Source organism: Stappia sp. BW2 (assembly GCF_008107695.1).
Taxonomy (GTDB): Bacteria; Pseudomonadota; Alphaproteobacteria; order Rhizobiales; family Stappiaceae; genus Roseibium.
On sequence record NZ_VIRG01000070.1, the window covers coordinates 1,547,891 to 1,558,651 of the forward strand.

At 56.9% G+C, this 10,761-nt stretch carries 12 protein-coding genes; 3 read left to right on the forward strand and 9 right to left on the reverse strand.

Annotated elements, in window-relative coordinates; all coding sequences use genetic code 11:
* Positions 1-51 precede the first annotated feature (51 nt).
* The 8 genes from tenA to FMN63_RS26115 form a co-directional block, all read right to left on the reverse strand.
* Positions 52-714, reverse strand: a complete 663-nt coding sequence (gene tenA, locus FMN63_RS26080; protein WP_148586988.1) for a thiaminase II — start codon at positions 712-714, stop codon at positions 52-54.
* Between the two features lie 32 nt (positions 715-746).
* On the reverse strand, positions 747-1,124 hold the full coding sequence (gene sufA / locus FMN63_RS26085; RefSeq protein ID WP_148586989.1) for a Fe-S cluster assembly scaffold SufA: 378 nt from the start codon (positions 1,122-1,124) through the stop codon (positions 747-749).
* A 73-nt stretch (positions 1,125-1,197) separates the two neighbouring features.
* Positions 1,198-1,593 carry an SUF system Fe-S cluster assembly protein gene (locus tag FMN63_RS26090; RefSeq protein ID WP_148586990.1) on the reverse strand — a complete coding sequence of 132 codons (396 nt, stop codon included), beginning with the start codon at positions 1,591-1,593 and terminating at the stop codon, positions 1,198-1,200.
* A gap of 11 nt (positions 1,594-1,604) precedes the next feature.
* Positions 1,605-2,861 carry a cysteine desulfurase gene (locus FMN63_RS26095; RefSeq protein WP_148586991.1) on the reverse strand — a complete coding sequence of 419 codons (1,257 nt, stop codon included), beginning with the start codon at positions 2,859-2,861 and terminating at the stop codon, positions 1,605-1,607.
* Positions 2,862-2,896: 35 nt separating this feature from the next.
* Complete coding sequence (gene sufD, locus FMN63_RS26100; protein WP_148586992.1) at positions 2,897-4,216, reverse strand: Fe-S cluster assembly protein SufD; 1,320 nt, start codon at positions 4,214-4,216, stop codon at positions 2,897-2,899.
* A 14-nt stretch (positions 4,217-4,230) separates the two neighbouring features.
* Positions 4,231-4,986 (reverse strand): Fe-S cluster assembly ATPase SufC, encoded by a 756-nt coding sequence (gene sufC / locus FMN63_RS26105; RefSeq protein ID WP_148586993.1) that lies wholly within the window; start codon positions 4,984-4,986, stop codon positions 4,231-4,233.
* 66 nt (positions 4,987-5,052) lie between these two features.
* Positions 5,053-6,525 (reverse strand): Fe-S cluster assembly protein SufB, encoded by a 1,473-nt coding sequence (gene sufB, locus FMN63_RS26110; RefSeq protein WP_148586994.1) that lies wholly within the window; start codon positions 6,523-6,525, stop codon positions 5,053-5,055.
* Positions 6,526-6,628: 103 nt separating this feature from the next.
* Complete coding sequence (locus FMN63_RS26115; RefSeq protein WP_148586995.1) at positions 6,629-7,798, reverse strand: cysteine desulfurase family protein; 1,170 nt, start codon at positions 7,796-7,798, stop codon at positions 6,629-6,631.
* 301 nt (positions 7,799-8,099) lie between these two features.
* Here FMN63_RS26115 and FMN63_RS26120 point away from each other — a divergent pair, with 301 nt between their 5' ends.
* From FMN63_RS26120 to FMN63_RS26130, 3 genes are all read left to right on the forward strand, one after another.
* Positions 8,100-8,768, forward strand: coding sequence for an alpha/beta hydrolase (locus FMN63_RS26120; protein ID WP_148586996.1), 669 nt, complete (start codon positions 8,100-8,102; stop codon positions 8,766-8,768).
* 60 nt (positions 8,769-8,828) lie between these two features.
* Positions 8,829-9,305 carry a GNAT family N-acetyltransferase gene (locus FMN63_RS26125; RefSeq protein WP_286192784.1) on the forward strand — a complete coding sequence of 159 codons (477 nt, stop codon included), beginning with the start codon at positions 8,829-8,831 and terminating at the stop codon, positions 9,303-9,305.
* 97 nt (positions 9,306-9,402) lie between these two features.
* Positions 9,403-10,194 carry a hypothetical protein gene (locus FMN63_RS26130; protein WP_148586998.1) on the forward strand — a complete coding sequence of 264 codons (792 nt, stop codon included), beginning with the start codon at positions 9,403-9,405 and terminating at the stop codon, positions 10,192-10,194.
* Between the two features lie 72 nt (positions 10,195-10,266).
* Here FMN63_RS26130 and FMN63_RS26135 read toward each other — a convergent pair whose 3' ends face one another.
* A complete protein-coding gene (locus tag FMN63_RS26135; RefSeq protein WP_502706278.1) occupies positions 10,267-10,749 on the reverse strand; it encodes a DUF2155 domain-containing protein in 483 nt (160 codons plus the stop codon).
* Between the last annotated feature and the right edge of the window lie 12 nt (positions 10,750-10,761).

The following is a 10,761-nucleotide window of genomic DNA, read 5'->3' on the forward strand; positions in this document are numbered from 1 at the left end:
ACTTGTTTTCCGCACCGGTCAAGATTGGTCAGGCTTGAGTAGATTTCTGTCTCAGGCTTTTGCGTTCAGCCCCATCTGCCAGAAGTCGCTTTCAAGGCGGCAGGCTTTTTCAAAAATCGATAGAACACGCGGATAGCGGTGCCCCGTCAGTACCTGGCTTGCAGTCCCATCCATCCAGGCCACGAAGCCCTGTCCCAGCTCCTGATAGCCTTCTGCGGCGTATTCCTGGATCCAGCGGTTGTAGGGATTACTGTCAGTGTCGCAACCTTCCGCCGAGAGCCTTGCACCAATCTCCGCATAACCGATCACGCAAGGGGCGAGCGCTGCCTGCAGATCCAGAAGGTCTCCTGCCATGCCAGCGTCCAGCACAAAGCGCGTGTAGGCCATCGTTGGTGTGTCTTCCGGAGCAGTCTCAATCATTGACCGATCCATGCCCCAGTCACGGCACATCTCGACATGCAGATCGAGTTCGTCATCCAGAATGGCTTTCACCCCTTCCAAAGACTGACGCATGTCGGCGATGGAAGAGCTCTTGTAGACCCCCAATGCATAGGCACGGGCAAACTGAATGAGAAACAGATAGTCCTGAACTAGGTAGTGTTTGAAACAAGGCAGCGGAAGCGTTCCGGCCCCCAGCTGTTGAACAAACGCGTGACGGGTGTAGTCGGCCCATTGCGGGCCTGCGTCGGCTTTCAGCCGCTCGAAAAGGCTCATGAAACACTCTTTGAAAGAATGAACAAGCGTGGTCAGCGCGCCAGGGCGTTCACGTCCGCCGCCTGAAGCGAGACGGATTCACCGCAACCGCAGGCAGACACTTCATTCGGGTTCTTGAAGATGAAACCGGACCGGAACTTGGTGACTTCAAAATCCATTTCAGTCCCGAGCAGGAACAGCACCGCAGACGGATCGACAAAGAGTTTCGCCCCCTTGTCTTCGACCGTGTCATCTCCGGGCTTCGCGGCATCCACCATTTCCATGGTGTATTCCATGCCGGCACAGCCGCCCTTCTTGATACCGACACGCAAGCCGATGGCATTCTTGTCAGAATTCTCGACAAGTTCCTTCACGCGCTCGGCGGCAGCGTCAGTCAGGGTCATAACCTGGAATTTAGCGGCGGAAGCCATATGATCCTCGTTCAGTGAAGCGAATGCTAAACCTGATATGGGGTGTCAGCTTATCCGATTAAAGGCTTGAAGCTCAATACCAGTTGAGCGCAACCTTGGCTTCGTCCGACATCCGGTCAGGTGTCCAGGGTGGATCGAAGACCATATCGACGTTGACCGGTCCAACACCGGCAACGGCTGAAACGGCATTTTCCACCCAGCCAGGCATTTCGCCTGCCACAGGACACCCGGGAGCTGTCAGCGTCATATCGATGTTGATCGATCTGTCGTCTTCGATATCGACCTTGTAGATCAGGCCAAGCTCATAGATGTCGCAGGGGATTTCCGGATCATAAACCGTTTTCAGAGCACCGATGATATCGGTGGTCAGCTGGTCGAGTTCGTTTGCCGGAATCGCGCTTTTTGCCGAGACTTCCGTCTGCAACTCTTCGCCATCCGCGCTGGTATCAATTGTGGTAGCGTTTTCCATAGGGTCCGTCCTTACCCGAAAAAGCTCTGAGCCTTCAACAGGGCTTCATACAGCGCGTCCACTTCCGCACGCGTGTTGTAAAGCCCGAAACTAGCCCGACATGTAGAAGTCACACCGTATTTTGCCAAGAGCGGCTGAGCACAATGGGTCCCTGCCCTGACCGCAACCCCCGCCCGGTCGATGATCGTGGCAACGTCATGTGCGTGAGCACCTTGCAGTTCAAAGGAGACAATTGCTCCCTTGTCAGGCGCATCCCCAAAGATCCGCAGCGAGTTGATCTCGCGCAACTTCTGGTGGGCATAGTCCTTCAGATCCGCTTCATGCCGCGCGATGTTGTCCCGACCGAGCGCATCCATGTAGTCGAGCGCCGCGCCAAGGCCGATCGCCTGTACGATCGGCGGCGTACCGGCCTCAAACCGATGTGGCGGCTCATTGTAGGTCACAATGTCTTCGGTTACGTCGAGAATCATCTCTCCACCGCCGTTGAATGGGCGCAAAGCGTTAAGTCTGTCAGGCTTGCCCCAAAGAACACCGATGCCCGACGGCCCATAGACCTTGTGACCGGTGAAGACGTAATAGTCGCAGTCTATATCCTGAACGTCGACGGGTAGATGGACCGCCGCCTGACTGCCGTCCACCAGGACCGGAATGCCACGTTCATGCGCGATACGACAGACTTCCTTGACCGGAACGACTGTACCAAGAACATTCGACATATGCGTGATCGCAACCAGCCTTGTCTTGTCCGTCAAGGCATCAGAAAAGGCATCAAGATCAAACGAGCCATCCTCCCGGACATAGACCCATTTAAGCTTCGCGCCGTGACGCTCGCGATGGAAATGCCAGGGTACGATGTTGGAGTGGTGTTCCATGATCGACAGAACGATCTCGCCGCCATCAGCGAATAGGTCGCCACCAAGGCCATAGGACACCAGATTGATTGCCTCCGTGGTGGACTTGGTGAAAACCACCTCGTCGACCGACTGTGCATTCAGGAAGCGGCGCACTTTCTCGCGCGCAGCTTCATAGTTGTCCGTTGCGGTGTTGGACAGGAAATGCAGGCCACGATGAACATTGGCGTATTCCTCGGAATAAGCCTTGGTCACCGCATCGATCACCTGCCGGGGTTTCTGGGCGGAAGCACCGTTATCCAGATAGACCAGCGGCTTGCCGTAAACCTCCCGCGCCAGGATTGGAAAATCCTGGCGGATGGCATCGACATCGTAACCGGCGCTGCCGGTTGTTTTTTCTGCGGTCGCGACCGTCATGCGGCGCTGCTCCTTATTCCCGTTCGCTTCAGATGTCAGTGGTCGGCTAGCCAGTCACGCACGCGTGCTTCCAGGCCTTCCGTCACATCGTCTTCGCCGTATTCCTCAATCGCTTCGGAAAGGAATGCGAGTACCAGCAAGGTCTTCGCCTCGTCTTCCGGAATGCCGCGAGCGCGCAGATAGAAGAGCAGATCCTCATCGATCTGTCCGCTGGTCGCACCATGGGCACACAATACGTCGTCCGCGAAGATTTCCAGTTCCGGCTTGTTGGCCATTTCCGCGTCCTCGGAGAGGAGCAGAGCCTGGGTCATCATCTCGCCATCGGTCTTCTGGGCATGCTGGGCAACGTTGATCCGCCCCTGGTAAACACCCTTGGCCTCGCCGTCGAGCACGGTCTTGAAGAACTCGCGGCTGTTACAGTTCGGCACGACGTGATCGACAATCAATGTCTGGTCGGCAAGCGACTTGCCACCAGCCATGGTCACTCCGTAGATCTTCGCTTCGGAGTTTTCGCCCGTGAAGTTGATGAATTGCTGGTTGCGGGTAAATTGCGGTCCAGCAATGAAGCCGAGCGATTTCAGTTCCGCCTCTGCGCCAAGCGTCGCGATTGTCGTGAACAGCTGCGCTGCGTCGGTCTTGCCGACGATCAGACGCGTGGCGGCGAGCGCTGCCTTGTCGGCGATATCGTAATCGAAGACCGTGTTCAGTTCCCCCTCGCCGGTATCTCCGGCAAAGGTTTCCAGAAGACGCAGCTTAGCCCCCTCGCCGAGTTCCACGCGGTTGCGGACTGCCTGAGCACCTTTGGCTGTCGCCACCTGAACCAGTTCGACCGGTTTGGATACTTCCACACCGCTCTTGACCGTGATGACAACGCCCCCCTGGAGAAACGCAGTGTTCAAGGCGACCACGCCATCAGTGAGGCCCGACTTCGGCGAAGCAACCAACTGGGTGCCCGTTTCGCCGGCAAGCGCTTCAGCAACGCTTGTCAGCGTCACGCCTTCACTGGCAAGTGCTTCAACATCCGAAAGCCCGGCAAGAAAAGAGCCATTGGCGACGACGATACGGTAGCGGTCGATATCTCCGAAACCGTCCTGAGTCTCAATCAGGCTTGTAGCCTCAGCCTCATCAGCCGCGCCAGCAAGCGGGGCAGCTGATTTCATGTAGGCGCGAAGGTCGGAATACTTGTATTCCTCAACCCGGCGGTGCGGCAGACCACGGTCACGGATCTGGCCAAGCGCGGCGTCGCGCAGAGCCTTGACGGCAACCGAACCGGCCAAACCGTCTTTCGCGCGGTCGAAACGTTCCAGCAGGTCGCTTTCCGCCTGTGTGTGTTTGATGGGTGCGCTGGCGTTCATATAGCTTTGCTCCCTCAGGCGGCCGTGTCGATGTAGTCGGCGTAACCGTTCTTTTCCAGCTCCAGCGCCAGGTCCTTGTCACCGGTCTTTACGATGCGGCCCTTGGACAGAACGTGGACGACATCCGGAACGATGTGGTCGAGCAAACGCTGATAGTGGGTGATCACAACCATGGCACGATCCGGACCACGCAGCTTGTTCACGCCTTCCGAAACGATCTTGAGTGCGTCGATGTCGAGGCCAGAATCCGTCTCGTCGAGCACGCAAAGCTTCGGTTCCAGCAAGGACATCTGCAGAATTTCCGCGCGCTTCTTCTCACCACCGGAGAAACCGACGTTGAGCGGGCGCTTCAGCATGTCCATGGAGACGTTCAGGTGGCCTGCGGCCTCCTTCACTCGTTTCATGAAGTCGGGGATCGACAGCGTATCTTCTCCACGCGCCTTGCGCTGTGCATTCATCGCCGTCTTGAGGAATTCCATGGTGGCAACCCCTGGAATCTCGATCGGGTACTGGAACGCCAGGAACAGGCCCGCAGCAGCGCGCTCATCCGGCTCCATTTCCAGAAGGTTCTCTCCGTTGAACAGGATCTCGCCTTCGGTAACCTCGTAGTCGTCCTTGCCAGCCAGGATGTAGGACAGCGTCGACTTGCCAGAGCCGTTCGGTCCCATGATGGCATGTACTTCGCCCGCATTGATGGTCAGATCGATTCCGCGCAGGATCTCTGTTTCGTCTTCCGCAATGCGGGCGTGCAGGTTTTTGATCTCAAGCATTGAGATTGTTCCTCGTAATTCGGAGGGCGTTCAGAGCCCCAATCAATTCGTAAGTTTGCAGGGCCGTTAGCCCACGGATCCTTCCAGACTGATCGAGATCAGCTTTTGTGCCTCGACGGCGAATTCCATCGGCAGCTGCTGGATGACATCCTTGACGAAACCGTTGACGATCAGCGCCACGGCTTCTTCTTCGGAAAGGCCGCGCTGCAGGCAATAGAACATCTGGTCGTCCGAAATCTTTGAGGTGGTCGCCTCGTGTTCGAACTGGGCCGAGGCGTTCTTGCTCTCGATGTAAGGCACGGTATGCGCGCCGCAGTCCTGGCCGATCAGCAGCGAGTCACACTGGGTGAAGTTTCGTGCATGCGACGCTTTCCGATGAGCGGAAACCAGACCACGATAGGTGTTCTGTGACTTGCCTGCAGAAATGCCCTTGGAAATGATCCGGCTGGACGAGTTCTTGCCCAGATGGATCATCTTGGTACCGCTGTCGACCTGCTGGTATCCGTTGGAAACGGCGATCGAATAGAATTCACCACGGGAATTCTCGCCGCGCAGGATGCACGACGGGTATTTCCAGGTGATCGCCGAGCCAGTTTCGACCTGGGTCCAGGAGATCTTGGAATTCTTGCCACGGCAGTCGCCACGCTTGGTGACGAAGTTGTAGATGCCGCCCTTGCCGTCCTTGTCGCCGGGGAACCAGTTCTGGACGGTGGAGTATTTGATCTCCGCATCATCCAGGGCCACCAGTTCAACGACAGCCGCATGAAGCTGGTTCTCGTCACGCTGAGGTGCCGTACATCCTTCCAGATAGGAGACGTAGGCGCCCTTCTCTGCAATGATCAGCGTTCGCTCGAACTGACCGGTGTTTTGTTCGTTGATGCGGAAATAGGTCGACAGCTCCATCGGGCAGCGAACACCCTCAGGAATATAGACAAACGACCCGTCCGAGAAGACAGCCGAGTTCAACGTCGCGTAGTAGTTGTCGGTGACCGGAACGACGGAACCGAGATACTTCTTTACCAGGTCCGGATATTCGCGAAGCGCTTCGGAAATGGAACAGAAGATGACACCGGCCTTCTTCAGCTCTTCCTTGAACGTGGTGACAACGGAAACGGAATCGAACACAGCGTCGACGGCGACCCTGTTCTTCGGCTCGACACCTGCCAGGATTTCCTGTTCTTGCAGCGGAATACCAAGTTTTTCGTAGGTCGCCAGCAGTTCCGGATCAACTTCGTCCAGGCTTTTCGGGCCCTCGACGGATTTCGGCGATGCCCAGTAGTAGAGATCGTCAAGATCGATTTTCGGGTAGGAAACACGCGCCCAGGTCGGTTCTTCCATCTGCTGGAAACGGCGAAGCGCGTCCAGGCGCCATTCCGTCATCCATTCCGGCTCGTTCTTCTTTGCCGACAGAAAGCGGACGGTTTCTTCGGACAGGCCTTTGGCGCCTCTATCCGACTCGATATCGGTCACGAAGCCGTATTTATACTGGTCGACATCGATGGCTTTCACCTTATCGATGGTTTCCTGTACAGCTGGCATATCTTGCCTCCATTCAACAGGCCCCGTGCCTGCTTCGGTTATTCCCTGCAGGGACCTTGTCACCTGCGCCATGTCTGGCAGCAAAGCTGCCGAATTCCTGTCATCAAGCTGCCTGGTGACGAGCTTGCGGGTTGAGCCTGCCAACGATTTTTGGCCACAGCTCGAGAAACCTGTCTATGTCGGAGCCGCTGGTATTCCACCCCATGCTGACGCGCAAGGCGCAACGTGCAAGATCTTCCGAAACGCCCATGGCGGTCAGCACATGGGACACGGACACCTTGCCGGAGGAGCAGGCAGAACCGGATGAAACCGAAATATGGTCGAGATCAAAAGCGATCAGCGCGGTTTCTGCCGGAATGCCCGGAACGGCAAAACAACAGGTGTTGGACAGTCTTTCCGCCTTGTCGCCGAAAATCACTGTCGAAGGACAAATCGCGCACAGCCCGGCTTCGAGCTTCGCCTTCATCTCTCTCAAATGGCGCATGTCGGCGGCTTCTTCAAGGGCGGCTTTGCTGGCAATGCCGAAGCCGGCAATTGCGGAAACATTTTCCGTTCCGCCGCGGCGCCAGTTCTCCTGTCCGCCGCCAACCATCAACGGCGCTGGAACGCGGGCCGTGGAACGCACCACAACAGCACCGATGCCCTGTGGACCGCCGAACTTGTGAGCCGACAACGTCAGCACATCCGCCTGCCAGCTGTCAGGATCGATCGGCATCCGGCCGGCAGCCTGAACCGCGTCCACATGAAAAAAGTGACCGTATTTTTCGGCAATGGCACCGATTTCAGCCAACGGCTGAATGACACCGGTTTCATTGTTGGCGGCCATTACGGAAATGAGACTTGGTTCGACGTCTTTGAGAGCCTGCTCCAGAGCGTCAAGTACAACGCGGCCGTTTCCGTCGACAGGTATGACCACCTGATCGGAAACGGGGAACCGCCCGCCGGTCATTACGGAAGGATGTTCAACGGCACTTCTGAAGAGTTTGTCGAGATAGACCGGAGCGCCCTGATCCTGCCAGCCCTGTGACAGGGCCGTCATGTTTGCTTCGGTGCCGCCGGAGACGAATGTCACGGCGCGGGTTTTCGCGTTGCAAAGCCGTGCGACCTGGTCGCGCGCTGTCTCAATACGACCACGCGCCTTCCGGCCATGTGCGTGGACAGAGGACGCGTTACCAGCATCATTCAGTGCTTCGATCATGGCCTCACGAACGGCATCGCGCAGGGGTGCGCCCGCGTTGTGGTCCAGATAGATCGGAGCAGGCTGATGCTGCATAGCGCCTCTTATCGTTTGATCTCAAGCCTTGCAAAAATCGAAAACTTGCTTTGTTGTCAGGTAGATGTGCGAAAAACCTTGAATTTTTCCGCCATCATGACGATAACTGCCCCCAACCGGTCGAACCGAGCATCGTCTGCCTGCTGAGGTAAGGTGCGAACTTTCGAATAATTCTAAACAGGGTTCTAGAAACTCGGAGACAAAGAGTCAAGTTTAGACTTACGGGAAACCACGTATCGTGAGCCCAGAATTCCCGCGCGACCTTCACTCGCGCGACAAAATGACAAGGACATAGCGTTTCATGCCTGAGGTGATCTTCAACGGTCCCGCCGGCCGGCTTGAGGGCCGGTTCCATCCCGCGAGAAAACGCAACGCGCCGATCGCCCTGGTTCTGCATCTGCACCCACAATTCGGTGGCACGATGAACAACCAGATCGTCTACCAGATGTACTACATGTTCGCCCGGCGCGGATTTGCGGTGTTGCGTTTCAACTTCCGTGGCGTGGGCCGATCCCAGGGTACGTTTGACCACGGCCAGGGTGAGCTTTCCGATGCGGCTGCCGCTCTCGACTGGGTGCAAACCGTTCATACGGACGCTCGCGCCTGCTGGATTGCCGGGTTCTCGTTTGGTGCCTGGATCGGCATGCAGCTTCTTATGCGCCGTCCAGAAGTGGAAGGGTTCATTTCGGTTGCTCCGCCGGCGAACCTGCACGACTTCTCCTTCCTCGCCCCCTGCCCGTCCTCCGGCCTGATCATCCATGGAGACAACGACAAGGTTGTTCCGCAAAAGGATGTGCAGACGTTGGTCGACAAGCTGAAGACCCAGAAAGGCATCGTAATCGATCACGAGACCATTCCGGGCGCCAACCATTTCTTCGAGAACGATATGGATGATCTGATGCAGCGTTGCGGCACCTATGTCGATGGCCGGCTGGGGCTTTCGCCATCCGATTACGTCGACATCGACTGACACGACATCGAAGCCCGCCACCCGGCGGGCTTTTTGTTTCCTGGAACGCCCGTGGTTCTCATGCCCGTTTCAACAGGCACTCCCGTTATCCGATCGGCTACCAAAGAAGATTTTCAAGGTCTGTGTGCACTCTACGCGCAGCTTATTTCGGATGACATTGACGCCGCTGAAAAGTTGCAGCACGAAACTTTTGACCAAATTCTGGCTCAACCTGGCGTCAATTTGCTTGTCGCAGACCTGAACGGCGAACTGGTTGCGACATGCATGCTGGTCATAGTTCCGAACATCACACGTGGCTGTGCGCCCTTCGCTCTTATTGAAAATGTCGTCACACACGCTGACTGGCGCGGCAAGGGAATCGGAAGAGCGCTGCTTGAAAGCGCCACTGACACGGCCTTTGCGTCTGGTTCTTTCAAGGTGATGCTGCTGTCTGGTGCGGCCAACAAGGATGCGCATCGATTTTACAAAGACCTTGGTTTTGCCACCACAAAGACGGGGTTTGAAATGCGCGCACCCGGATACCCCGCACGGACATAGACGCAAGCACTTTGCTTCAATCACGCTCCCCGGTCTGGACAGACCCGCATTTGCCTGCCTTCATTTCAAAAGGCAAAAACGGGAGGCGTAAAACATCATGGCCGGATACTTCGGAACAAAGCAGCAGGTTCAACTGCAGCAACGCGCTGAAGAGCTGTATGGCTGGACCATGGAAACTCCTGGTGCCTGCTGTAACGTCCGCATGCTCGGGACAGACGCCCCTGAGGTTTTGGGTTTCGACACTATCTTCAACTCACTCGAAAAAGACGGTGTCTTCGGATTTCGCCTGCTTGACACAAACGGACACGCAGATCTGGAGAACACACTGGCTGAAAAGGGCTACCGGCTGGACACCTGGGATGTATTTGTCGGCGACGCTGAGGCAATCAAAGCTGCAACGACGCCAATCCTTTCAAGGGACCTTCCGGACGGACTTCATACATTTTCTGGACTGGACGGAGCCGAGGGGCCGCTGACGGGTTCGTTTCAGGAATTCGTTGCCGCGGCTGGCATTGCGCCTTTATCCGGTTCATTTCTGAATGGAGACCACGGCTCCGTTGTTTCCGTCGGAGTGTTGGATGCAACGGGCGGTTTCGCGGCCTGCGCGCACGGTTATCTGCCACACAATCGGCACAGCCCATTTTGCCGCTATGCGTGGGGCGGTCTCGTAGCGGTTGCCCCCGCTCATCGTGGTAAGGGCCTGGGCACCTATGTCAACGCACTGATGGCGGACGCATGCCTGACCGGGCTTGCGGCAAGCCATCTATATGAGCTGGTGTCGGCGACGAATATGACGTCACGCCGCATGGTGGAAGGTTGTGGGCTATCCCTGTCACGACAGCTTTATTCCGGGCTGGCCACGAGCGGAGCGGAACGCTTCACCCGTTAGTGCTCCGAAACCAGCCTCCCCAGCGGCTTATCCCAGCCTCGACACACAAGACCCGCTCTTTTGAGGTTGGTATTACCCTTCAAAAGGTTTTGCACGCGGCACAATTGGGCCGTGATCCTGACCATCTTCAGGACCTGCCAGCGGGTCATCGCCTTCTGCAGCGGTGCCTGTTATCGGCGGTCCGGCATAGTCGTCAGGCGGCGGAACGGTGGAGGCGGCCTTACAATCAGTCAGCCAGATGTCGTAGACGGGATGTTCGACAGCATGGAGGCCGGGACTGGCCGCAAACATCCAGCCGGAAAAAATCCGCCGCACTTCGTTGTTGAGCGTGATTTCATCGACCTGAACAAATCCTGTCGTCAGAGGCGACTCTGTCTGAGGACGTGTGTAACAGACCCTTGGCGTGACTTGCAGCGCCCCGAACTGAACTGTCTCGCCGATGTAGACATCGAAGGAGATGATACGTCCAGTGATCTTGTCGAGCCCCGAGAAGACAGCGACCGGATTCTCGATCTTTTCCGCGTGCGCCGAAGCCAGGGGCATTACCGCCGCCATCGCCGCTATTCC

Bases quoted from the DNA above. Each gene is read 5' to 3' on its own strand.
- tenA (WP_148586988.1), bottom strand. From the start codon at position 714: ATGAGCCTTTTCGAGCGGCTGAAAGCCGACGCAGGCCCGCAATGGGCC.
- sufA (WP_148586989.1), bottom strand. From the start codon at position 1,124: ATGGCTTCCGCCGCTAAATTCCAGGTTATGACCCTGACTGACGCTGCC.
- FMN63_RS26090 (WP_148586990.1), bottom strand. From the start codon at position 1,593: ATGGAAAACGCTACCACAATTGATACCAGCGCGGATGGCGAAGAGTTG.
- FMN63_RS26095 (WP_148586991.1), bottom strand. From the start codon at position 2,861: ATGACGGTCGCGACCGCAGAAAAAACAACCGGCAGCGCCGGTTACGAT.
- sufD (WP_148586992.1), bottom strand. From the start codon at position 4,216: ATGAACGCCAGCGCACCCATCAAACACACACAGGCGGAAAGCGACCTG.
- sufC (WP_148586993.1), bottom strand. From the start codon at position 4,986: ATGCTTGAGATCAAAAACCTGCACGCCCGCATTGCGGAAGACGAAACA.
- sufB (WP_148586994.1), bottom strand. From the start codon at position 6,525: ATGCCAGCTGTACAGGAAACCATCGATAAGGTGAAAGCCATCGATGTC.
- FMN63_RS26115 (WP_148586995.1), bottom strand. From the start codon at position 7,798: ATGCAGCATCAGCCTGCTCCGATCTATCTGGACCACAACGCGGGCGCA.
- FMN63_RS26120 (WP_148586996.1), top strand. From the start codon at position 8,100: ATGCCTGAGGTGATCTTCAACGGTCCCGCCGGCCGGCTTGAGGGCCGG.
- FMN63_RS26125 (WP_286192784.1), top strand. From the start codon at position 8,829: ATGCCCGTTTCAACAGGCACTCCCGTTATCCGATCGGCTACCAAAGAA.
- FMN63_RS26130 (WP_148586998.1), top strand. From the start codon at position 9,403: ATGGCCGGATACTTCGGAACAAAGCAGCAGGTTCAACTGCAGCAACGC.
- FMN63_RS26135 (WP_502706278.1), bottom strand. From the start codon at position 10,749: ATGGCGGCGGTAATGCCCCTGGCTTCGGCGCACGCGGAAAAGATCGAG.